Source organism: Streptomyces sp. NPDC005794, assembly GCF_042871445.1.
Classification (GTDB): Bacteria; Actinomycetota; Actinomycetes; order Streptomycetales; family Streptomycetaceae; genus Streptomyces.
The window spans coordinates 279,926-303,273 of the sequence record NZ_JBIAIN010000005.1 but is presented as its reverse complement, the minus strand read 5'-3'; the positions used below and the strand labels follow the sequence as shown (position 1 = coordinate 303,273).

General features: G+C 71.0%; 20 protein-coding genes. 17 read left to right on the top strand and 3 right to left on the bottom strand.

Annotated features, from left to right (window positions below):
* Positions 1–176: 176 nt before the first annotated feature.
* From ACFYQ5_RS10630 to ACFYQ5_RS10570, 13 genes are all read left to right on the top strand, one after another.
* On the top strand, positions 177–341 hold the full coding sequence (locus ACFYQ5_RS10630; protein ID WP_389196115.1) for a hypothetical protein: 165 nt from the start codon (positions 177–179) through the stop codon (positions 339–341).
* A 274-nt stretch (positions 342–615) separates the two neighbouring features.
* Positions 616–2,421, top strand: coding sequence for a gamma-glutamyltransferase (ggt, locus tag ACFYQ5_RS10625; RefSeq protein ID WP_389196112.1), 1,806 nt, complete (start codon positions 616–618; stop codon positions 2,419–2,421).
* A gap of 122 nt (positions 2,422–2,543) precedes the next feature.
* Positions 2,544–3,236, top strand: coding sequence for a glycoside hydrolase family 75 protein (locus ACFYQ5_RS10620; protein WP_389196109.1), 693 nt, complete (start codon positions 2,544–2,546; stop codon positions 3,234–3,236).
* A 195-nt stretch (positions 3,237–3,431) separates the two neighbouring features.
* Complete coding sequence (locus ACFYQ5_RS10615) at positions 3,432–3,812, top strand: PPOX class F420-dependent oxidoreductase (RefSeq protein WP_389196106.1); 381 nt, start codon at positions 3,432–3,434, stop codon at positions 3,810–3,812.
* Between the two features lie 136 nt (positions 3,813–3,948).
* Entirely contained in the window at positions 3,949–5,301 is a 1,353-nt protein-coding gene (locus ACFYQ5_RS10610; protein ID WP_389196103.1) for a hypothetical protein, read from the top strand.
* 165 nt (positions 5,302–5,466) lie between these two features.
* Complete coding sequence (locus ACFYQ5_RS10605; RefSeq protein ID WP_389196100.1) at positions 5,467–5,649, top strand: hypothetical protein; 183 nt, start codon at positions 5,467–5,469, stop codon at positions 5,647–5,649.
* Positions 5,646–6,374: a hypothetical protein gene (locus tag ACFYQ5_RS10600; protein ID WP_389196097.1), complete on the top strand. Its 729-nt coding sequence runs from the start codon at positions 5,646–5,648 to the stop codon at positions 6,372–6,374. Before ACFYQ5_RS10605 ends, ACFYQ5_RS10600 begins: the two co-directional genes overlap by 4 nt.
* The gene (locus ACFYQ5_RS10595; protein ID WP_389196094.1) at positions 6,371–7,288 is read left to right on the top strand and encodes a DUF6895 family protein; all 918 of its coding nucleotides are present in this window, start codon (positions 6,371–6,373) and stop codon (positions 7,286–7,288) included. The genes ACFYQ5_RS10600 and ACFYQ5_RS10595 overlap by 4 nt, the downstream gene beginning before the upstream one ends.
* Before the next feature lie 4 nt (positions 7,289–7,292).
* On the top strand, positions 7,293–8,321 hold the full coding sequence (locus ACFYQ5_RS10590) for a serine hydrolase domain-containing protein (protein WP_389196091.1): 1,029 nt from the start codon (positions 7,293–7,295) through the stop codon (positions 8,319–8,321).
* A 139-nt stretch (positions 8,322–8,460) separates the two neighbouring features.
* Positions 8,461–9,303 (top strand): nitrilase-related carbon-nitrogen hydrolase, encoded by an 843-nt coding sequence (locus tag ACFYQ5_RS10585; protein WP_389196087.1) that lies wholly within the window; start codon positions 8,461–8,463, stop codon positions 9,301–9,303.
* On the top strand, positions 9,300–10,583 hold the full coding sequence (locus tag ACFYQ5_RS10580; RefSeq protein ID WP_389196084.1) for an aspartate aminotransferase family protein: 1,284 nt from the start codon (positions 9,300–9,302) through the stop codon (positions 10,581–10,583). The genes ACFYQ5_RS10585 and ACFYQ5_RS10580 overlap by 4 nt, the downstream gene beginning before the upstream one ends.
* A gap of 151 nt (positions 10,584–10,734) precedes the next feature.
* Positions 10,735–12,123 carry a dihydropyrimidinase gene (gene hydA, locus ACFYQ5_RS10575; RefSeq protein ID WP_389196081.1) on the top strand — a complete coding sequence of 463 codons (1,389 nt, stop codon included), beginning with the start codon at positions 10,735–10,737 and terminating at the stop codon, positions 12,121–12,123.
* Positions 12,124–12,307: 184 nt separating this feature from the next.
* Positions 12,308–13,309 (top strand): TIGR03842 family LLM class F420-dependent oxidoreductase, encoded by a 1,002-nt coding sequence (locus ACFYQ5_RS10570; RefSeq protein ID WP_389196078.1) that lies wholly within the window; start codon positions 12,308–12,310, stop codon positions 13,307–13,309.
* Between the two features lie 211 nt (positions 13,310–13,520).
* Here the strand turns inward: ACFYQ5_RS10570 and ACFYQ5_RS10565 are convergent, their stop codons facing one another.
* Together ACFYQ5_RS10565 and ACFYQ5_RS10560 are read right to left on the bottom strand one after the other, a co-directional pair.
* Positions 13,521–14,981, bottom strand: coding sequence for an amino acid permease (locus ACFYQ5_RS10565; protein ID WP_389196075.1), 1,461 nt, complete (start codon positions 14,979–14,981; stop codon positions 13,521–13,523).
* 288 nt (positions 14,982–15,269) lie between these two features.
* Positions 15,270–16,175 carry an NAD-dependent protein deacetylase gene (locus ACFYQ5_RS10560; RefSeq protein WP_389196072.1) on the bottom strand — a complete coding sequence of 302 codons (906 nt, stop codon included), beginning with the start codon at positions 16,173–16,175 and terminating at the stop codon, positions 15,270–15,272.
* 192 nt (positions 16,176–16,367) lie between these two features.
* On the opposite strand from ACFYQ5_RS10560, the gene ACFYQ5_RS10555 reads away from it, so the two are divergent.
* Complete coding sequence (locus tag ACFYQ5_RS10555; protein WP_389196069.1) at positions 16,368–17,750, top strand: erythromycin esterase family protein; 1,383 nt, start codon at positions 16,368–16,370, stop codon at positions 17,748–17,750.
* A gap of 28 nt (positions 17,751–17,778) precedes the next feature.
* Here the strand turns inward: ACFYQ5_RS10555 and ACFYQ5_RS10550 are convergent, their stop codons facing one another.
* On the bottom strand, positions 17,779–18,540 hold the full coding sequence (locus ACFYQ5_RS10550) for a hypothetical protein (protein ID WP_389196066.1): 762 nt from the start codon (positions 18,538–18,540) through the stop codon (positions 17,779–17,781).
* A gap of 208 nt (positions 18,541–18,748) precedes the next feature.
* Here ACFYQ5_RS10550 and ACFYQ5_RS10545 point away from each other — a divergent pair, with 208 nt between their 5' ends.
* The 3 genes from ACFYQ5_RS10545 (at position 18,749) to ACFYQ5_RS10535 (ending at position 23,259) form a co-directional block, all read left to right on the top strand.
* Entirely contained in the window at positions 18,749–19,105 is a 357-nt protein-coding gene (locus tag ACFYQ5_RS10545) for a hypothetical protein (RefSeq protein WP_389196063.1), read from the top strand.
* 196 nt (positions 19,106–19,301) lie between these two features.
* On the top strand, positions 19,302–20,801 hold the full coding sequence (locus tag ACFYQ5_RS10540) for an amidase (RefSeq protein ID WP_389196060.1): 1,500 nt from the start codon (positions 19,302–19,304) through the stop codon (positions 20,799–20,801).
* 235 nt (positions 20,802–21,036) lie between these two features.
* Positions 21,037–23,259 carry an NADP-dependent isocitrate dehydrogenase gene (locus ACFYQ5_RS10535; RefSeq protein ID WP_389196056.1) on the top strand — a complete coding sequence of 741 codons (2,223 nt, stop codon included), beginning with the start codon at positions 21,037–21,039 and terminating at the stop codon, positions 23,257–23,259.
* The last annotated feature ends 89 nt before the right edge of the window (positions 23,260–23,348 follow it).

Sequence of the window (23,348 nt, the reverse complement as noted above, 5' to 3'; positions counted from 1 at the left end):
TCCGTCGACCCGTGGTTGAGGACGACCGCACGGCCCATCGGGTTGCCTCCCGGCGGCCCGGAGAGCGAGGGCTCCGCCGGCGGCCCCTCGCAGCGTGGCCGAGTACCGTGGTTCGCCCGGCCTGAACCCTGCGGCCGGTCGAGGCGCTGGGGGCCGCCCTCAGCGGTGAGGTGTGCGTGGACGGCTGGGTCCGCACGCGCGATCGCAGCAGGCTCGATGCCTGGGGCCCGCTGTGGCTCACCGGGCGGACCTGGAACGTGGTGGATGCCGACGTCACGGTCCCCGACGACGGCACGGGTGAGGTCGTACACGCCATTGGCGTGCCACGGACGGACCGGTAGACACGCAGAGTGGCCGGACCCATTCGAGATCCAGGTCACCCTGTGACCGGCCGACACAGAACTCCGTACGTTCCCCGAACCCCTGTTGGGCGGTGTCGTGGGACACGATCTGCGCGTGGGCGGCACAATCCTTGATGAGAGCCGAGAGTTCGAGCAGGGCGAAGACGTCGAGCGGGCATATGAGCGGTCCGTTCGGACGTGTGGCCGAGGTGGCCCTGACGATAGGAGTGGTGCGGCGATACCCTGCGCGGACGATCTTTTACAGGAGGTACGGATGCGTCATTCCGTCGGCCGGAATGTGTCGTTCCCAATCGTGCTAGCCGTCATCGGCTCACTCGGCGCCGCGGCCCCCGCGGCCTCGGCGTCACCCGTACCGACCCCCAAGTCGCCGGTGGCGGTGGGCTACGGGGGAGCGGTCTCGAGCGTCGACCCGGACGCCTCGGCGGCCGGTATCGAGGTACTCCGCAAGGGAGGCAACGCCGTTGACGCGGCCGTCGCCACCGCCGCCGCACTGGGCGTCACCGAGCCCTACTCGGCGGGCATCGGCGGCGGCGGGTACTTCGTCCACTACGACGCCAGGACGGGGCGCGTACAGACCGTCGACGGCCGAGAGACCGCACCCCGCAGCGCGGACTCCTCGCTCTTCCTGGAGAACGGGCAGCCGATCCCCTTCAACGACGCCGTCACCAGCGGACTGGGGGTCGGCACCCCCGGCACGCCCGCCACCTGGGAGAAGGCGCTCGACGCCTGGGGCAGCAAGCCGCTCGGGCAACTGCTCCGGCCGGCCGAGCGGCTGGCCAGCGAGGGGTTCGTCGTGGACGAGACCTTCCGCTCCCAGACCGCGGCCAACCAGGCGCGGTTCGCCGACTTCCCGGCTTCCGCCGAACTCTTCCTGCCCGGTGGCCAGTTGCCGGTCACCGGATCGGTGTTCAAGAACCCCGACCTCGCCCGTACCTACAGGACGCTGGGCCGCGAGGGCGTCGACGAGCTGTACCGGGGCGAGCTGGCCCGGGACATCGTCTCGACGGTGCGGAAGCCGCCCGTGGACCCGGAGGCCACGCGTGTGGTGCGACCGGGAGATCTGACGACCGGGGATCTGAAGGCGTACCGCGCACTGCGCCAGGCTCCGACGAAGACCGCCTACCGGGGCCTCGACGTCTACGGCATCGCGCCGTCCTCGTCCGGGGGCACCAGCGTGGCCGAGGCCCTCAACATCCTTGAGTCCACCGACCTTTCGAAGGCGAGCGAGGCCCAGTACCTGCACCGCTTCATCGAGGCGAGCCGGATCGCCTTCGCGGACCGGGGCCGCTGGGTCGGCGACCCGGCGTTCGAGGACGTGCCGACGCGGGAACTGCTCAGCCAGCGCTTCGCCGACTCGCGCGAGTGCCTCATCAAGGACGACGCGGTGCTCACCAGCCCGCTCGCCCCAGGCGATCCACGCGACCCCGCCCGCTGCGCCACCGGGGGCAAGGCCACCCCGACGACGTACGAGGGCGAGAACACGACTCATCTGACCACCGCCGACAAGTGGGGCAACGTCGTCGCGTACACCCTGACGATCGAGACGACGGGCGGCAGCGGCATCACCGTGCCGGGGCGGGGCTTCCTGCTCAACAACGAACTGACCGACTTCTCGTTCGCGCCCGTCGACCCGGCGGTCCATGACCCGAACCTGCCCGGTCCGTCCAAGCGTCCGCGCTCCTCGATCTCACCGACCATCGTGCTGGAGCACGGAAAGCCCGTACTGGCCCTGGGATCGCCGGGCGGTGCCACGATCATCACCACCGTCCTGCAGTCGATGACCGGTTACCTGGACCGGGGGCTGCCACTGGTCGACGCGATCGCCGCGCCGCGAGCCAGCCAGCGCAACTCGGCCACGACCGAGATCGAGCCGGGGCTGTGGAACAGCCCGGTGCGCGCGGAGCTCGAAGCGCTCGGACACGTGTTCAAGGCGAACCCGGAGATCGGGGCCGCCACGGGCATCCAGCGCCTCCCCGGCGGACGCTGGCTCGCGGCCGCCGAAAAGGTGCGGCGCGGTGGTGGCTCGGCGATGGTGGTGCATCCGAGCGGCCGTCCGTGACCGATCGGCAGCAGTAGCGGCCCCGGGGCCGGTAGGCCGCGCTCAGCCGCGTCGTACCGGCCCCGGGTCCGTGACGCGGCAGGGACCGCCCCCGGCCGCGCGGGAAGGAAGGACCCCCCACGGTGCGTACGCGAATGCTCGCCCTCTCCGCCGTCTCCGGCGCGGCTCTGCTCGTCCCCACAGCCGTTCCCGCCGCGGCCGGCGATGCCGACGGCGTGGCCGGGACGGACTCGGTCAGCGCTGCCGAGCTGCTGGCCCGGGTGAAGACCTGCACCCGGATCTCCGACGGGAAGTACCGAACGGACCAAGGCGGCCCCGCGAAGGTGCCGGTGTGCGGGACGAAGGGAGCCGTGTTCTGGGAGGCGGACATGGACATCGACTGCGACGGCCGTGTCACCAGGGCCTGCAACAGCAGGACCGACCCCTCCTTCCTGCCGGAGACGGCGTTCCGGACGTCGGCGGGCAAGCCCTTGGACTCCGCCCGGCTGCCGTACGTCGTCGTACCGGGGCCAGGGCCGCTCTGGAAGTACACGGAGTCCGGGATCAGCGGCGGCGGTGTGGCCGCCGTCGTCTACCGGGACAAGGTGCAGTACGCCGTCGTGGGGGACACCGGGCCCACCGGGATCATCGGTGAGGCCTCGTACGCCGCGGCCGAGGCACTCGGTATCGACCCGGACCCGAAGAGCGGCGGAACCGCGTCCGGCGTCACCTACATCCTGTTCAGGAACTCCAGGGTGTCGCCGATCGAGGACCACCGGGCCGCCGTCGCCGCCGGCCAGGTGCTGGCCCGTTCGTTCGTCGACGGGCACCGGTGACGGGGACCTTCGGGCAGGCCGATGGGATGGCCCTCAACAGCTGTGCGGCGAGAGGGAGTCGGCGGGCTTTCGGAAGTGCTGCCGTCCGCCCGGAGGGGGTTTCCGGACAGGCGGGACTTTCGAAACCCGCCCTCGGGGCCCTCGGCAGGGACGGGGAGCTGCGGCTCATCGCCCAGGCCGAGTAGGGTCGCGCCCGTGACTCTCCAGGACTTCGCCCGCAGTGAGTACGTCAGCCTGACCACGTACCGGAAGGACGGCACGCCCGTCGCCACGCCCGTCTGGGCCGCGGCGGACGGAGGTGTGCTGTACGTCTGGACCCGCTCAGACTCATGGAAGGTCAAGCGGCTGCGCAACGACAGCCGGATCCTCGTCACCGTCTGCGACGCCCGCGGCCGGATCGCCGAGGGTGCGCCGAGCGCCGAGGGGACGGCCCGGCTCCTCGACAGCGACGGGACCGCGGCGGTGCGCAAGCTGCTCGCCCGCAAGTACACCTGGAAGTTCTGGCTCGTGGACTGGCCCGCCATGGTCGTGCGGCTCGGCAAGCGGCCCCACACCGGGATCGCCGTCACCCTCTGACGGGGGGCGCACCGGCACCGGTCGTGCTCCGGCCGCACCGTGCCGGAAAAGCGCGCGTAGTCCGCCCGTAACACGCCTGCGGTCGAATGCCCGCGGACTGGAGTGCTCCAGTCCCGGGCGACCGATGAGGGCGACGATGACAGAGCATCAGCACGCAGTGGCAGTACGGGCGTTCGCGCAGTACCTACGGGATCTGGCTGCCTCGCTCGATCCCGGGAAGGGCTGGTACGGAGTCTTCCTCGCACGCGATCCCGAGGGCATGCGCGCCTGCTTCGACGGCTCGGAGGTCCCGCCCTGGGACGTGGTCGAGTCGCTGCTCCAGGACCTCGCCGCGGTGTGCGGCACCGCGTTCGCCGCGCGGGAATCCGTACACGCCGCCGAACTGTGCGCCGCGTCGGCGGCCGCGCACGACAGGCGCCCGGGCGGGCGGCAGGCCCTCGCCGACCGGCTGGGCGTGATGCTCCAGGAGCAGGCGTACGCGGCCCGGCGGGTGAGCGCCGCCGGTGCGGACGGGGAGACGGAGGTGCTCGCCTGGGCGCGCGACGACCACGCCCGTGCGACAGCGCGCTGCGCGGAACTCCGCAACCGGCTGGCGGCGGTGGAGCGGACGGTGCCGGACGACTGGTTCCGGGAGCACGGGGACGTGAACGTGCCGGGCACCGGCAACGTGCCCACGGTCCCGGTCCCCCGCAGAGCGGAAGCGTCCGGGGCCGACGGCGCGCAGCCCGACGCGGAGGCCCGGCCCACCGCCGCGAAGAAGCGCGGGAAGCCGCGCGGGGCGCGCTTCGCGGGCCTGGAGATCGAGGACGACACGGAAGCAGGTCCGCCCCCGTCGGAGGTACCCGTGCTGCCGGTCCCCTCGTCGCCCGCCGCCCTGCCACGCGGCGCCCGCTTCGGTGGCGTCCCGGCCGAGGAGGCCATCGGGCCGGCCGCACCGCAGGCCCCGGCGCCCGGCCCCGCCGCGCGCCGGGCCGCCGCCGACGCCGTCGCCCTGCTCTTACGGCTGCGCGCGGAGGGTCGCAGCGGTGAGGCGCACGCCGTGCTCTGCGAGGCTGCCGGATGGCCGGCCGGGCATCTGCCGGTGCTGGCCGTCGCCTTGTGCGAGGCGGGCCTGGGCGCCGACTGGGCGACCCTGCTGTGGGAGGTGTCCTCCCTGTCGCCGGCCGAACTCGCCGCCGCCGCAGGGGCGCTGGCCGCCGCGGGCCGCGCCGAGGACTGCGGGCAGTTGCTCCGGCAGGGGGTGGCCCGGCCCGCGGGTGAGATCGCCGACGCCGTCCTGGCCCTCGACCGGGCGGGCTTGGAACCGGAGGCGCGGGCGCTGCTGGGTGCGTTCGTCCGCGTGCGGACTCCGCAGGACGCGGCGCGCATCGCCGAGGGTGGGCCACGCCATCTCGTCCCCCAACTGCTCGCCGCGGCCCGTGAGGTGTCCGTGGCGCGGGAGTGGGACCTGGTCCACGCGCTGCGGGTGGCGGGCATCGCGGCGCCGTAGGGCTCCCGTGGTGCGCGCGACCGGGGTGTCACCGGCCCAGTGGCCCATGCATGTCGCCAGTACTCACGGGCTTGGGGAGATAAATCCGCTTTGACCCTTTATCGTCGGTCAAGGCGTGACCACACACGTGGTACACGCTCTCCCCTCAGTGATGTGGAGGCACCCATGCTTACCCAGCAGATCACTCTCACCGCGACGCCGACCCAGACCGACACGCTGGGCGCACTGATGACGGAGCCCGAGGCCACCGTCAGCGACGCCCCGCTCTACGCCCCCGAGGCCGCGGGTGTGCTGCTCGCGCTGCTGCTCCTGTCTCCCAAGGAGCCGAAGGAGTCCCGGGGCAAGTGAGTTCCCACTCCGCATTCGCCGCGGCGGCCGACGCCCTGGCGGCCGGTGTCCTCGGTGCCCTCAGCGGCACCGGGGGCGCTGTGCAGCTCGCCCGGTACGTCGACGACGCCCCCGACACCCTCGCGGCGCTGGCCGCTGTCCGGGTGCTGGGAGCCGACGTCTTCAGCCCTCACCTCCTGGTGGAACAGCCCTTCCAGACGCAGGACGCGGCCGTCGTGGCCAAGGCCTTCGACGCCTTCCCCGCGAACGACGCCTCGGAAGAGACGACGGTCGCCCGGCGCGACCACGCCACCGCCGTCCTGCTCGCCCGGCTCTCCGGGGACGACACCCTGCGCACGCTCGCACCCGCACCGACGGACGACGCCGGGCTCGCCGGCACCGCCGGGTGGAGCGGCTGGTGCGTACGCATGGCACAACTCGCCCCGCTCGCCACGCTCGGCCTCGACGGCCCCGCCCACGAGGCGGCCCGTGACGGGGTCCTGCCGCTGTGCCGGGGTGTCAGCCGATCGATCCTGCGGCGCGACTTCCCCACCGCCGTACGCCTCGTCCGCTGGCTGGCCTGGCTGCGCCACGAAGGCGCCGAACTCCCCCTGGACCCGGGCCTCGTCGCGGAGCACGCCCTCCTGGTGGGCGGGGCGGGCCCGCGCAGCGCTCTGGACCTGGAGATCGCCCGCCACCTCCTCGAACGGCGGCCCGGCACGGACGCGAAGGCGGCACACACATGACGACGATCCCCGAGCCGGTCACCCGGGCGGCCCGCGGCATGGCCGACCGGGCGCTGTCATGGCTGCACGCACACCGCGAACTCGGCGGTCTGCCGGCCGACACCACCGAGACGATGGCCGACCCCGACAGCGCCTACAAGCCGCTGGGGGAGACCACACTCGCCGCCTCCCTCATCCTGCGCGACGGCGTCGCCGGGCCGGGCCGTCTGGTCGCCGCCCAGAGTCTGATGGACTTCACCTGGGAGCAGTTCCGGCGAGGCGACATGATCTACGAGCGCCAGCTCCGCCACACGCTGATGACGGATCCGCTGGAGATGTACGCCCCCTTCGTCCGCTGCGGCTACCGCCACGAGGGGCTCGACCGCATCCTCGCGCACCGGTCCCGCATGCGGTCGGTGAACAGCGTAGAGGTACTCCCGAACCGTCGGCTCGCCGTCGCCAACGCGGCCCGGGTCGTGGGTCTGGAGCACACCGAGGACATGAAGGCGCTGGCCGGCGCCACCTGGCTCGGCGCGAGGCCCGAGCCCTGGGCGATCAACTGGATCACGGCCTACGCGATGACCCACACCGTCTTCCACCTCACCGACTGGGGCGGGAACCCGGGCGGGCTGCCGCCCGAACTGGCCTCCTACCTTCACACCTGGCTCCCCGTGTGGATCGACGTCTGGCGCGAGGTGGGGCAGTGGGACCTCGTCACGGAACTGCTCATCGTCGGCGCCTCGCTGGAGGACCCGTACTGCCCGCCGGAGGACTGGGAGGCGATCGCCGCCCTCCAGCACGAGGACGGCTTCGTTCCCCGTGACAGCGATCCGGTGGACGACGACCCGCAACGGCGGTTCACGGACCACCAGCACACCGTCGTCGTCACCGCCGTGGCCGGATCCATCGCGCTGGCCAGGGCGGCGGGGCGATGAGGCCGTGACGGAGGCGCCGCTGACCGCACGCCTCCAGCCCCTCCTGACCGTCGCCCGTGGCCCGGGGGCGGCGGTCGCCGCGGTGCGGGGCGCCGAGCGCGCGGTGCTCTGCAGCGGTCCGGTGGGGGAGGGCACCCGGTTCGAGACGGGCTCCCTGACGAAGACCTTCACCGCCCTGCTGCTCGCCGAGATGGCCGCCAGAGGCGAGGTCCGCTCCACCGACCGTGCCGACCTCTACCTCCCCTTCCGGCTGCCCGGGCCGCCGCTCACCCTGCTCCACCTCGCCACACACACCTCCGGTCTGCCCCGCCTGCCCCCGGGGATGCTCACCCGGGCGGTCCGCAGCGGATGGCTCAGCAACCCGTACGCCGGCTTCTCCGAGGACGACCTGCTCGCCTCGCTGCGCCGCACCAGACTCCGGCACCGGCCGGGCAGCCGGGTCCTGTACTCGAACTTCGGCGGGGGCCTGCTCGGCCACGTACTCGCCAGGGCGGCCGGCGGCACCGGCGGCGACTATCCCGCACTGCTGGCCGAGCGCGTCACCGGCCCGCTCGGCCTCGCCGACACGGACTGCGATCCCAACCGGCCCCAGGCGACCGGGCATTGGCACGGCCGCCCACGTCCCGCCCTGCTGATGCCCGGGCTGACCGCGGCCGGAGCCGTACGGTCCAGCGCCCGGGACCTGCTGAGCGTCCTGGCCGCGCTCCTGGACCCGGACACCGCCCCGAACCCCGCGCTGCGCACGGCGCTGGCCGAGGTGCAGCGGCCCCGGCTGAGCGTGCCGAGGACCGGATCCCGGCTGTGCCTCATCTGGAACCTCCGCCCGGGGCCGGGCGGCGCGCTGCTGCACCACTCCGGGGGGACCCGCGGTTTCACCGCCTTCGCCGGCTTCCTTCCCGGCTCGGGTGCGGGCCTCGTGGCCCTCACGAACACGGCTCCGACCCCGCTCGCACCGTTCATCCAGTCCGCGTACGGAACTTTGCGCGGACTGGAGTCCACAGCCCCGGGGAAGGTGTGGACCGCTCGGGTGTGAAACATGATCGACTTCGCCGGTTCACGGCGATGGTCTTGCCCCGTTGTGTGACGGGGCTTACGTTCTCCTCCTACGCACCGTGTCTACGGGCGTAGAGAACGAGTGAAGGCTCTCTGACGCCGCGTCGAAGGAGCAGCTCATGTCCCACGTCGTACGCGCCGCACTGGTCCAGGCGACCTGGACCGGCGATACCGAATCGATGATCGCCAAGCATGAGGAACACGCGCGCGAGGCCGCCCGGCAGGGCGCGAGGATCATCGGCTTCCAGGAGGTGTTCAACGCCCCCTACTTCTGCCAGGTCCAGGAGCCCGAGCACTACCGCTGGGCCGAACCCGTCCCGGACGGGCCGACGGTCCGGCGCATGCGGGACCTGGCCCGTGAGACCGGCATGGTGATCGTCGTGCCGGTCTTCGAGCTCGAGCAATCCGGCTTCTACTACAACACCGCGGCGGTGATCGACGCCGACGGCTCGTACCTCGGCAAGTACCGCAAGCACCACATCCCCCAGGTCAAGGGCTTTTGGGAGAAGTACTACTTCAAGCCCGGCAACGCCGGCTGGCCGGTCTTCGACACCGCCGTCGGCAAGGTCGGCGTGTACATCTGCTACGACCGGCACTTCCCGGAAGGCTGGCGCCAACTCGGGCTCAACGGAGCTCAGTTGGTGTACAACCCGTCCGCAACCTCGCGGGGGCTCTCCGGTCATCTCTGGCAGCTGGAACAGCCCGCGTCCGCCGTCGCCAACGAATACTTCGTCGCCGCGATCAACCGCGTCGGCCAGGAGGAGTACGGCGACAACGACTTCTACGGCACGAGCTACTTCGTCGACCCGCGCGGGCAGTTCGTCGGCGATGTCGCGAGCGACAAGGAGGAGGAACTCGTCGTGCGTGACCTGGACTTCGGACTGATCGAGGAGGTCCGCCGGCAGTGGGCGTTCTACCGGGACCGCAGGCCGGACGCGTACGACGGGCTGGTGGAGCCGTGACCGGACTGCACGAGCGGCACCTGGCCGTCAGCCCCGAATGGCTGGCGCTCTACTACCGGCACCCCCTGGAACTCACCCACGGCGAGGGCCGCCACGTCTGGGACGCGGACGGCAACCGCTACCTCGACTTCTTCGGCGGCATCCTCACCACGATGACCGCGCACGCCCTGCCCGAGGTGACCAAGGCCGTCTCCGAGCAGGCGGGCCGGCTCATCCACTCCTCGACCCTCTACCTCAACCGCCCGATGGTCGAACTCGCCGAGCGGGTCGCCACGCTGTCCGGTATCCCGGACGCCCGGGTCTTCTTCACCACGTCGGGCACCGAGGCCAACGACACCGCCCTGCTGCTCGCCACCGCCCACCGCGGGTCCAACCAGATCCTGGCGATGCGCAACAGCTACCACGGCAGGTCGTTCTCGGCGGTGTCCGTCACCGGCAACAAGGCCTGGTCGACCACCGGCCTGTCGCCCCTGCAGACGCTGTACGTCCATGGCGGGGTCCGCAGCCGGGGACCGTACGCGGAACTGAGCGACGAACGGTTCATCGAGGCCTGTGTGGCCGATCTGGAAGACCTGCTCGGGCACACCAGGGGTGTCGCTGCGCTGATCGCCGAACCCGTGCAGGGAGTCGGCGGGTTCACCGCGCCGCCGGACGGGCTGTACGCGGCATTCCGCGAGGTCCTCGACCGGCACGGCATCCTGTGGATCTCCGACGAGGTGCAGACCGGATGGGGGCGTACGGGCGACCACTTCTGGGGCTGGCAGGCGCACGCGGAGAACGGGCCCCCGGACATCCTCACCTTCGCCAAGGGCATCGGCAACGGCATGTCCATCGGTGGCGTGGTCGCCCGCGCCGAGGTCATGAACTGCCTGGACGCCAACTCCATTTCGACGTTCGGCGGATCCCCGGTCACCATGGCGGCCGGGCTCGCCAACCTCTCGTACCTGCTGGAGCACGACCTCCAGGGCAACGCCCGGCGGGTCGGCGGCCTGCTCATCGAGCGGCTCCGGGCGGTCGGCGCGTGCTCGCCGGCCGTACGGGAGGTGCGAGGCAGAGGGCTCATGATCGGCATCGAGCTGGCGAAGCCCGGCACCGACGAGGCCGACCCGGAGGCCGCGGCGGCCGTACTCGAAGCGGCCCGCGCCGGCGGGCTGCTCATCGGGAAGGGCGGCGGCCACAACACGAGCGTCCTGCGGATCGCACCGCCCCTGTCCCTCACCGTCGCCGAGGCCGAGGAAGGCGCGGAGATCCTGGGCGAGGCGCTGCGCGCGGCCGGGTGACACGCGTGGTCGGGGGACGAACGGAAGCGCCTTCATCGGCGAGCGGAACCGGTAGCGCCACAGCGAGGAGGGGTGCATGAGCCGCACCGTCATCCACGCCGCCGGCCCTTGTGGATGCCAACCCTTGATCCGAAGCGAAGGGAGTTGAGCTGTGGCACGCACTCTGATCACCGGTGGTCTCGTCATCACCGCGTCCGACGAACTCCACGTGGACGTGCTCGTCGAGGAGAGCCGGGTCGTTGCGCTGGCGACTCCCGACAGTCATGGGTGGACGGCTGACCGAGTCATCGACGCGCGAGGGAAGTACGTCCTCCCGGGCGGGGTGGACGGCCACACCCATATGGAGATGCCGTTCGGCGGCACCATGTCCTCCGACACCTTTGAAACGGGAACGAAGGCGGCCGCCTGGGGAGGCACCACCACGATCGTCGACTTCGCCATTCAGTCGAAGGGCGGCTCGCTCCAGCAAGGGCTCGACACGTGGCACGAGAAGGCCGAAGGCACATGTGCCATCGACTACGGCTTTCACATGATCATGTCCGATGTGAATGACTCGTCCCTCAAACAGATGGACAAGCTGATCGAGGCCGGCGTGACCTCGTTCAAGCTCTTCACGGCGTATCCCGGAGTGTTCTATTCGGATGATGGCCAGATTCTCCGGGCGATGCAGCGAGCAGGCGCAAACGGCGGTCTGGTCATGATGCACGCCGAGAACGGTATCGCCATCGATGTCCTCGTGGAGCAGGCACTCGCCCAAGGGGAACGTGACCCGCGCTACCACGGAGAGGTGCGCAAAGCTCTCTTGGAAGCCGAAGCGACACACCGTGTCATCCGGCTGAGTCAGGTCGCCGGTGCCCCCGTCTACGTCGTTCACGTCTCCGCCCGGGAAGCTCTCGCGGAATTGACGCGGGCCCGTGACGAGGGCTTGCCGGTGTTCGGCGAGACGTGCCCGCAGTACCTTTTCCTGTCCACCGAGAACCTCGCTGAGCCGGACTTCGAGGGCGCCAAATACGTCTGTTCGACGCCGCTCCGGCCGCAGGAGCACCAGTCGGCCTTGTGGCGGGGGCTGCGGACCAATGACCTGCAGGTCGTCTCGACGGACCACTGCCCGTTCTGTTTCAAGGGCCAGAAGGACATGGGTATCGGCGATTTCTCGAAGATTCCCAACGGCATGCCGGGTGTGGAGCACCGGATGGATCTGCTGCACCAGGCGGTGGTGGACGGGCACATCTCCCGCCGCCGCTGGATCGAGATCGCCTGCGCCGCTCCGGCCCGGATGTTCGGCCTCTACCCGAGGAAGGGAACGATCGCGCCGGGCACGGACGCGGACATCGTCGTCTACGACCCGGAGGCCGAGCAGACGATCTCAGCCGAGACGCACCACATGAACGTGGACTACTCCGCGTACGAGGGCAAGCGGATCACCGGGCGGGTCGAGACGGTTCTGTCACGTGGCGTCCCGGTGATCGAGGGCGGCGCGTACGTAGGCCGCGCGGGGCACGGGACTTACGTACCAAGGGGGTTGTGCCACTACCTGTGAGTCGAGGGGGTGCGAGGCGGGGTCCCAGGTGGCGGCGTGCTGGACGCCGGTGCGTCCGGAAGCGGTCCAGGATCGGCCCCCGCGACGCGCGTTCCGATGAGCCGCGGCAGCAGGCAGCCGAGGGCATCGTCCGCCGTCTTTCCGCCCGCGCCATGTGTCAGTACTTCGAGTAGGAGCATCTGTCATGGATTTTGGACTCGTCCTCCAGACCGACCCGCCCGCCTCGGCCGTCGTCGGACTCATGCGCCGCGCGGAACGGAACGGGTTCCGCTACGGCTGGACCTTCGACTCGGCCGTGCTGTGGCAGGAGCCCTTCGTCATCTACAGCCGGATCCTGGAGCACACCGAACGGCTGATCGTCGGGCCCATGGTGACGAACCCGGGGACCCGCACCTGGGAGGTCACCGCCTCCACGTTCGCCACGCTCAACGAGATGTACGGCAACCGCACCGTCTGCGGCATCGGGCGCGGCGACTCGGCGATGCGAGTGGCCGGCCGCAAGCCGAACACCTTGGCCGGACTGGGCGAGGCCATCGAGGTGATCCGGGACCTCGCCGAAGGGCGCGAGGCCACCGTCGACGGACAGCCGGTCCGGATCCCGTGGGTGAAGGACGGCAGGCTGCCCGTCTGGATGGGTGCGTACGGGCCCAAGGCCCTCGCTCTGGCCGGGGAGAAGGCCGACGGCTTCATCCTCCAGCTGGCCGATCCCTACCTCACCGAATGGATGATCAAGGCGGTACGCGACGCGGCCGCCGCGGCCGGCCGCGACCCCGGCTCCGTCACCATCTGCGTCGCCGCGCCCGCGTACGTGAGCGAGGACCTGGACCACGCGCGCGAGCAGTGCCGATGGTTCGGCGGGATGGTCGGCAACCACGTGGCCGACCTCGTCTCCCGGTACGGGGAGCACTCCGGCCTCGTGCCCGAGGCCCTCACGGCGTACATCGCCGGACGCTCCGGATACGACTACAGCCACCACGGCCGCACCGGAAACCCTGACACGGCCTTCGTCCCCGACGAGGTCGTGGACCGGTTCTGTCTGCTGGGGCCCGCCGAGGCCCACATCGAGAAGCTCCAGGTCCTGCGCGACCTGGGCGTCGACCAGTTCGCCCTCTACAACATGCACGACGCGCGCGAGGCGACCATCGACGCCTACGGTTCGACGGTCATCCCCGCACTGTCCGCCTGAGCCCCCCCAGGTACGCGCAGTGGCGAATCCGGGGCAGGCGGGCCGCCGTCGAAGGACCATGAGCGAGCCTTCCGAGGCCGCCACCATGGCGAAGCGGAACCGGTCGAGCTCGGGGAGGGAAAACGTGTGGCCCCCACCCACGGGTGGGGGCCACACCTCGACAACCGGTTGGAAGGGCCCTCTCCGGGCCTGTGCGCGGAAGACCGGACGTTCAGGCGTCCTGTTTGGCCCGCGCCATCTCCTGCACCCGGCCCCGGACGAGGAACCAGCCGCCGACCAGCGCAGCCGCGATCAGCGGCAGGCACGTCACGGTCGTCCGGCCGACGCCGCCGCCCCACCACATCAGGAAGACCACTCCGATGAGGAACAGCAGGGTGACGATCTGCGTGTACGGGGCCCAGGGCAGGCGGTAGGCGGGCCTCGTGACCTGGCCGTGCTGCGAGCGGTGCCAGAACACCAGGGAACAGAGCATGATCATGCCCCAGGTCCCGAGGATCCCGATCGACGCGAAGTTCAGCACGATCTCGAACGCCTGGCCGGGCATCACGTAGTTCAGCCCGACTCCCAGAACCCCGAAGCCCGCGGTCAGCAGAATGCCGCCGTAGGGTACCTGCCCCTTGTTCATCAGGCCGGTGAAGCGGGGTGCGGATCCGGACAGAGCCATGGAGCGCAGGATGCGGCCGGTGGAGTAGAGACCGGAGTTCAGACTGGACAGGGCCGCCGTCAGCACGACCAGATTCATCACGCCGGCCGCACCGGGTACGCCGAGCTTGTCCATGACGGTGACGAACGGGCTCTGGTCCCCGGAGTAGGCGGTGTAGGGCAGCAGCAGCGCGAGCAGGACGACCGAGCCGACGTAGAAGAGTCCGACCCGCCACATGATGGAGTTGATCGCGCCAGGCATGATCTTCTCGGGGTTCTCGGTCTCGCCGGCGGCGACGCCGCACAGCTCCACGGAGGCGTAGGCGAAGACGACGCCCTGGATCACGAGCAGCATCGGAAGTGTGCCGAGGGGGAAGACACCGGTGTCCGAGACGGTGGACAGACCTGGGGTGTGGCCGTCCACCGGATGCTGGGTGACGACGAGGAAGATGCCGACCAGCATGAAGGCGACGAGGGCCGCCACCTTGATGATCGCGAACCAGAACTCCATCTCGCCGAAGTACTTCACCGAGATCAGGTTGGCCGTGAGCACCACGGCGAGGGCGATCAACGCGAGGATCCACTGCGGGATGTCGCTGAACATGCCCCAGAAGTGGGCGTACGTCGCCGCCGCGGTGATGTCCGCGATCGCAGTGGTCGACCAGTTGAGGAAGTACAGCCAGCCGGCCGCGAAGGCACCCTTCTCACCCATGAACTCACGGGCGTAGGAGACGAAGGCGCCGGATGACGGGCGGTAGAGGATCAGCTCACCCAGCGCGCGTACGACGAAGAACGCGAAGACACCGCAGACGGCGTAGGCGATGGCGAGTGAGGGCCCGGCGTCGGCGAGACGCCCGCCCGCACCCAGGAAGAGCCCGGTGCCGATCGCGCCGCCGATGGCGATCATGTTGATGTGGCGGGACTTGAGGTCCTTGCTGTAACCGGCGTCGCCGGCGTCCACATGGGGGGAGCCCGCCGCCGGTGCACCGGCGGCGGGCTGATCGGCTGCTGTGATGCTGCCGTCACTCATGGAGGGGGTTCGCCTTTGTGAGGGGAAGATGGTCGGTCCCGGCCGGGGGCCCGTGGGGGGAGTCATCCGGCGATGGCCTGGGGCGCATGATCAGGAGCCCTGTGATTCTGACAGTGCGCTGTACCCGACGAAAACAAATCTGAGGTATTTCAGAGGTTTCGGTACGGCAAAGAAGGCAGGTCCGCTTTCTCGGCGGGGTGAGGCCGACGCGGTTCTCGCGGCTGGCCCGCACCGCCCCTGGCGGGCCTCCGCCGGGGAACGCCGGTGACGCCCACTGCGGTCACTCCCTCAGGCAGGCCCTGCCGCCTCGGCGTCGACGGGGATGCCCAGCCGTTCGGTCACCGTGGTGAGGGCCGTTCCCAGCGGGAGCGCGATGCGGGTGACGGCGTGCCGGTCGCCCCGGGTCGGGTCCCGGTTGACGATCAGTACCGGCTTTCCGGCCTGGGCCGCCTGGCGGACGAACCGGAGCCCGGACATCACCGTCAGTGAGGACCCCAGGACCAGCAGCGAGGACGCCTCGCGGACCAGTTCGCGGCAGAACTCGACCCGCCGCGGGGGCACGGCTTCGCCGAAGAACACCACGTCCGGTTTGAGGATGCCGTCGCAGACCGTGCAGGACACCACGCGGAAGTCCCCGACCTGTTCGTCGGTGAGGTCCGCGTCACCGTCCGGGTTGATCGCGGCGGCCACCGGCCGGAAGCCCGCGTTGGCCTCCTCCAGCCGCCGGGCGAGCTCGCGACGCGGGCTGAAGGCACCGCAGGACAGGCAGACCACCCGGTCCAGGCCTCCGTGGAGTTCCACGACGCCCTCGCTGCCGGCCGCCTGGTGCAGGCCGTCGACGTTCTGGGTGATCACACCGGAGAGCAGGCCGCACCGCCCGAACGCGGCCACGGCCCGGTGCCCCGCGTTGGGGCGGGCACGGCCGAAGGTGCGCCAGCCGAGGTGGCTGCGCGCCCAGTACCGGCGCCGTGCCTTGGCCCCGGCGGTGAAGTCCTGGTAGGTCATCGGGGTGTGACGGCTCAGGCTCCCGCCCTCGCCCCGGTAGTCGGGGATGCCCGACTCCGTGGAGATGCCCGCCCCGCTGAGCACCAGCACACCGCCGGCGCTCAGCGCGTCGGCGACCGGCTCCGGATCCGTGGTGCCCGGCGACAGGTCCTCGTCAGGGGTCCAGCTCAGTGTGGGGCGCATACGCATGACCCCCAGCGTACGGAACAGGCTGCCACCTCCCGCGTCCGTCGCCTCGCGCGCCTCGTACGCCCCGCCGCCCGGTGGCGATCGCGCCCGCGGCGCCGAGCCCCGAGCCGCAGCGGCCCTGTGGATATCCCCCGCAGGAGACTGCGGGTGGCAGGCTGTCCGAAGCCTCCCGCCCACCGGCAGCCTTGATCCATGCCTGTATCGCAGAGATCACATCGATCGCCTCGGTTACTCCTGCTCCTGCTCCTGCTGGTGATGACACTCGAGGTCAGCACACTGACGGGCGCCGCCCGACCGGCGCACGCGAAGACGACCGCCACCGCTGACCCGGTACGCGAACTGGCCCGGGTCGCGGAGCCGCTGCGCTCCACGGTGCCGGGCGCACCCGACAGCGATCTGCGCCCGCTCGGCCGCATGATCGGCTCGGCGAAGATCGTCGGGCTGGGTGAGGCCACGCACAGCTCCCGGCAGTTCTTCACGATGAAGCAGCGCGTCTTCCAGTACCTCGTCGAGGAGAAGGGCTTCACCACCTTCGCACTGGAGGCGCCCTGGTCCACCGGCCTGGTGCTCAACGAGTACGTGGTGCACGGCAAGGGTGACCCGGAGAAGCTCATGCGGAAGGAGTTCCAGAGCTCCTACCGGATATGGAACACCCGCGAGTACCTCGGTCTGCTGAAGTGGATGCGCGCGCACAACGTCCGCCATCCCGACCGCCCCGTGCGGTTCATGGGTGAGGACAACGGCTACGCGGGACCTGAACTCTTCGACGAGGTCACGGACTACGTGTCCGCGCGTCATCCGGAGCTGCTGCCGGAATTCCGCCGTCTTTACCACGGGTTCAGGCCGACGGGGAGCGTGGAGGAGACCGTCAACGGGAACATGACCAAGCCCATCGCCGAGCGCGAGCGGACGGCCGCACTCGTGGGGCGCGCCTACGAACTGCTTCGCAAGCAGGGGCCGGGCGGGGACCAGCAGGCGTACGAGTGGGTCCTCCAGCACGCCAGGGCCATCTCCCAGACCGGCACCCTCTACGCCTACTACGACTTCTCCGACCCGGAGAAGATCGCTCGGGCCATGCTCTACCGTGACCGGGTCATGGCCGAGAACACCGTGTGGTGGCAGCGGCACACCGGCCACCGGATGCTGCTGTCGGCCCACAACGGCCATGTCTCCTACGAGTCCGACAACCCCGAGCAGTATCCGAAGACCCAGGGCGAGTTCCTGCGTGAGGCGGTCGGGGCCGAGTACATGAACATCGGCTACACCTTCGGGCGCGGCTCGTTCAACGCGATGGATCTGACGGACCCGGAGGAGCCCTACCGCCGCTTCTCCGTGGAACCGCTGGGCGTGGGCAGTAATGAGGAGGTGCTGGAGCGGGTCCTGCGCCGGGACTACTACGTCGATCTGCGGGCCGTACCCGAGCCGACCCGGGACTGGCTGACGGCGAAGCGACTGACCCGCTCCATCGGGAACGCCTGGCCGGAGGACCCCTATCTGACCTCGCTCGGGCGCCAGTTCGACGTGCTGATACACCTCCATCGCGTCACGGCCGCGGATCTCCTGCCGACCACCTGATAGCGGCGGGGCGGTGCCGGGCCCGGAGTCAGGACTGCGCCGGAGCCCGGCCGAGCAGGGCGCTGACGTCCACCGTCTCGTCCGTGGGCGGCGTGGCCGTGGGCACCGGCTCGTCGAAGCCGGAGAAGTCCACGGCCGCGTCCGCCCCGTCGCCCCGCACGATGATCCGCACCGGGTGGTGCGCGCCTTCGGTGTCCACGTACGCCGTCAGCCGCTGTCCGTGGAGGGTCCTGGTGACCGGGACGGCCCGTACGCCGTCGACCGTCGTCACCTTCCCCTTGGTGAACGTACCGGCGGTCGCGTCGGCGTTGTCCGAGACCAGTTCGCGGAAGGTGTCCAGATCGCACGCCTCGACGACCGGCCGCAGCCTGGAGTCCTCGGCGGACCCCCTCATGTACCGCCCGGCGAGGACGGCGTCGAAGGCCGAGCCGCCGATCGGGACCTGGTCCTTCCAGAAGTCCGCGTCCGGCTTCAGCCAGACCGAGTCCCCCCGTTTGACGATCTCGACCGAACCCTTGTTCTCGCCCAGGTCGACGCCGCCCACGCAGTTGCCGTTCCGGTCCAGGCTGAGGTCGACCGTCATCGGGGAGCGGTTCTCCCCGAGGTCGCCCCGCGCACGCAGATGCAGGGACCGGGCGTCCAGCAGGGCCTCACGGGAGCGGTCGGCGATCTGCTCGGCGGGGAGCGATTCGATGTCGTCGTCCGCCTGTGCCGCGGTGCCGCCGGTGACGGCGACCACGACCACGGCTGTGCAGGCGGCAGCTCGTGTGGCGATGCGCTGTCCTGTCACCGCGCCTCCTCGGAAACATCCCTGGTCAGGGCCGTTGCGAGCGGTATTCACCCCTATTGGTGAGCGTACGCCCGCGCAGGGTCGCATGCGCGGCGGACCGGGTGTACCGAGGGTGAGGTTCGGCGCTGTTTTCGGCTACGGAACGTGGGGGAGAGCTGCCCTGGAGATCACCGGAACCCGACCGGGACGACCGGGACCAAGGGGAGACATGAAGAAGACGCTCAAGGGGAACGCCGTCCGCGCGCCGGCACGAGGCGCCGCAGTCACGGGGCTGACCATGGCACTCGCCGTGCCGGCCACCGCCGCGGCCGCCGTCGCACCCGCCGCCGTTCCGCCGGGGCTGTCCTGCGACACCGGTAAGCACGCGATCGACGACTACACCGGGTTCGCGCTCTGCAGGAACAACGGCTCGGCCACACAGACCTTCTGGGTTCACCTGGTCTGCGGCTGGTCCCCCGACGCGGACGGTGAGCACGTCACGCTGAGTCCGGGCGAGTCCGGGCAGTCGACCGCTCACTGCGCGGGCCTCGGCTCTGGGATCGGCGAGATCCACGTGCGGCCGTAGTACCCCGCTGTCGGCCCCCGTCTCCCGTCACGGCCCTCCCGTAGGGCGTCCCCGGGAGGGGAGACGGGTTCCGGTCCGAGCGTGCGGCGTGCTTGAGCGGGCCCTCCCGCCTCATTACTCTCCAGTAGACCAGCTTGGGCGGACCCTGGGCGGACCCCGGGGCCGGTGCTCCGGCGGACGCGAGGAGGCGGTGGCGATGTCCTCAGCAGACCCCACGGAGCGGAGCGGACCGATCAGGCCGGTGGAGCCGCCCGCACAGCCCGGACTCATGGACTGCGCCCGGGCGCTGACCGAGGGGCGGACGACCTCGTCCGCGCTGGTCGCCTCGGCGCTCGCACGCATCGAGGCGAGCCGGCCCACCCTCAACGCCTTCCGTCAGCTGCGTACGGAAGCCGCGCTCGCCGAGGCCGCCGAGGCCGACCGGCGGCTCGAGGCGGGGGAACGGCTTCCGCTGCTCGGGGTGCCGGTCGCCGTCAAGGACGACACCGACGTCGCCGGTCTGCCCACGTACTTCGGCTGCGACGGCGTACTGCCGCCCGCCACCGCCGACAGCGAGGCAGTCCGCAGGCTCCGGGCCGCCGGGGCCGTGGTCGTCGGCAAGACCAACTCCTGCGAACTGGGGCAGTGGGCCTTCACCGAGGGGCCCGCCTTCGGCGTCACCCGCAACCCCTGGAGCACCGCGCACACGCCCGGCGGTTCGTCCGGCGGCTCCGCCGCGGCCGTCGCCGCCGGGCTCGTCCCCGCCGCGCTGGGTTCGGACGGCGCGGGGTCCATCCGTATCCCCGCCGCCTGGACCCATCTCGTCGGCATCAAACCGCAGCGCGGCCGGATCTCCGTCCACCCTCACAGCGACGCCTTCCAGGGCCTCACGGTCAACGGCCCCCTCGCCCGTACCGTCGCGGACGCCGCCCTCCTCCTGGACGCCGCTGCGGGACCTCACCCCCGTGACCCGCACCGTCCGCCGGCCGTCGACGCGTCCGCCGCGGCCCGCCGCGACCCCGGCAGGCTGCGCGTCGGCCTGTCCCTGCGGCCTCCGCCCACCCTCACCCGCATCGCGCCCCACCCGGAGGTCCTGCGCGCCGTCACCGCGCTCGCCGAAGTCCTCGCCCGCCTGGGCCACCACGTCGAGGAGGCCCGCCCCCGCTACGGGCTGATCGGCCTCTCCTTCGTCCCCCGGGCCACCGCCGGCATCGCCGAGCTCGCCGCGCTGCACCCCGAACCCGGGCTCCTGGACCCGCGCACCCGTAGTGCCCTGCGCACCGGGACCCGGCTCGGCGGCCGGATCGTGCGGGCCGCCCGCGCGCGGGAGGTGCGTCAGCACGCCAGGATCGGCGCCTTCTTCGACACGGCCCGCGGCGGACACGGATACGACGTGCTGCTCACCCCGACCACGGCCGCCCCGCCACCGAGGGTCGGGGCCTTCGACCACCTCAGCGCCTGGCGCACCGACCTCGCGATGACCTCGGCCTGCCCCTACGCCTGGCCCTGGAACGTCCTCGGCTGGCCCGGCATCAGCGTTCCGGCGGGCTTCACGCGCGGCGGCCTCCCCATCGGGGCCCAGCTCCTCGGTCCCTCCCGCAGTGAGGCCCGGCTCATCTCGCTCGCCGCCCAGTTGGAGGCCGACCGCCGCTGGTACGAACACCGGCCTCCGGCCCCGGGGGCGCCGCCGCTCGACGGGGCGGCCGTCGGGCGCTGACCCCCCGTGCCCCCGCCGGGCCATGGCCGGGATCGGCACCCGTGACCGGGCCCGCCGGTCGTCTTCGCGTACGAGTCCGGGCTGGTCGAAGCGCGCAGGCCGCCCGGCCCTCCACGCCCCGCCGGATCAGGAGTGACCGGTTCCGCCGGAAAGGGCGCGGGCCACTGTGGAGAGGGACCGGTCAACGAGATATCTTGATGTCAAGCAATGTTGCAGACGTGGAGCGGAGCACCCGGTGACTGACTCGACCATCATCTATACGCACACCGACGAGGCCCCTGCCCTGGCGACGTACTCGTTCCTGCCGGTCATCGAGGCGTACGCCTCGACCGCGGGTGTCACGGTGGAGCGCCGAGACATCTCCCTGGCGGCGCGGATCATCGCCGGCTTCCCGGAGCGTCTCAAGGCCGATCAGCGTATCGATGACGCGCTCGCCGAGCTCGGCGAGCTGGCCAGGACTCCTGGCGCGAACATCATCAAGCTGCCCAACATCTCGGCCTCGATCCCGCAGCTGAAGGCCGCGATCGCAGAGCTCCAGGAGCAGGGCTACGCGCTTCCGGACTACCCGGACGACCCGCAGACCGACGAGGACAAGGACGTCCGCGCGCGGTACGACAAGGTCAAGGGCAGTGCGGTGAACCCCGTCCTGCGTGAGGGCAACTCCGACCGCCGCGCCCCCGCGTCGGTCAAGAACTACGCCAAGGCGCACCCGCACCGCATGGGCGCCTGGACCGCCGACTCCAAGACGAACGTCGCGACCATGGGCGTCGACGACTTCCGCTCGACGGAGAAGTCCGTCGTCGTCTCCGAGGCCGGCTCGCTGCGTATCGAGCTCGCGGGCGACGACGGCACGACGACCGTGCTGCGCGAGTCCGTCCCGGTCCTGGCGGGCGAGGTCGTGGACGCGGCCGTCATGCGCGTCGCCGCGCTGCGTGAGTTCTTCACCGCCCAGGTCGCGCGTGCCAAGGCCGAGGACGTGCTGTTCTCCGTGCACCTCAAGGCCACGATGATGAAGGTCTCCGACCCGATCATCTTCGGCCACGCGGTCCGCGCCTTCTTCCCGAACACGTTCGCCAAGTACGGCGACGTGCTCGCGACGGCCGGCCTGACCCCGAACGACGGTCTCGGCGGCATCCTCAAGGGCCTCGACTCCGTGCCGCACATCGGCGCCGAGATCAAGGCGGCCTTCGAGGCCGAGCTCGCCGAGGGTCCCGCCCTGGCGATGGTCGACTCCGACAAGGGCATCACCAACCTGCACGTGCCGAGCGACGTCATCGTCGACGCGTCCATGCCGGCCATGATCCGTACGGCCGGCCACATGTGGGGCCCGGACGGCAACGAGGCCGACACCCTGGCGGTCCTGCCCGACAGCAGCTACGCGGGCGTCTACCAGGTCGTCCTCGACGACTGCCGCGCCAACGGCGCCTTCGACCCGTCGACCATGGGCTCCGTACCCAACGTCGGTCTGATGGCGCAGAAGGCCGAGGAGTACGGCAGCCACGACAAGACCTTCGAGATCCCCGCCACCGGCACGGTGCGGGTCGTCGACGGCAAGGGCGACGTCGTCCTGGAGCAGGCCGTCGGCGCCGGTGACATCTTCCGGATGTGCCAGACCAAGGACCTGCCGATCCAGGACTGGGTCAAGCTCGCCGTCACCCGCGCCCGCGCGACCGGTAACCCGACCGTGTTCTGGCTCGACGAGGGCCGCGCGCACGACGCCAACCTCATCGCCAAGGTCAACACCTACCTGGCCGACCACGACACCGACGGCCTGGACATCTCCATCCGGACTCCGGAGGAGGCCACGGCCTTCTCCCTGGAGCGCATCCGCCGCGGCGAGGACACCATCTCGGTCACCGGCAACGTGCTGCGTGACTACCTCACCGACCTGTTCCCCATCCTCGAGCTGGGCACCAGCGCGAAGATGCTCTCCGTCGTCCCGCTCATGAACGGCGGCGGACTGTTCGAGACGGGTGCCGGCGGCTCCGCGCCCAAGCACGTCCAGCAGCTGGTCAAGGAGGACTACCTGCGCTGGGACAGCCTGGGTGAGTTCCTCGCGCTCGCGGTCAGCTTCGAGCACCTGGCCACCACCACGGACAACGCGCGCGCCAAGGTCCTCGCCGACACCCTGGACCGGGCCACGGGCACCTTCCTCAACGAGGACAAGTCCCCGAGCCGCAAGCTCGGCGGCATCGACAACCGCGGCAGCCACTTCTACCTGGCGCTCTACTGGGCCCAGGAGCTGGCGAAGCAGACCGACGACGCCGCGCTCGCCGAGGCGTTCGGGCCGCTCGCCAAGACGCTGTCCGAGCAGGAGCAGACCATCGTCGACGAACTGGTCGCCGTCCAGGGCAAGCCGGCCGACATCGGTGGCTACTACCAGCCCGACCCGGCGAAGGCGGAGGCCGTCATGCGTCCGTCGGCCACCTTCAACAAGGCCATCGCGACCCTGGGCTGATCCCGGCCGCGTACCACGTCGAACGGCCGCCCCGGCAGGTGCACGCCTGCCGGGGCGGCCGTTCCCGTTCCGTCGTTCCGGCGGGACGG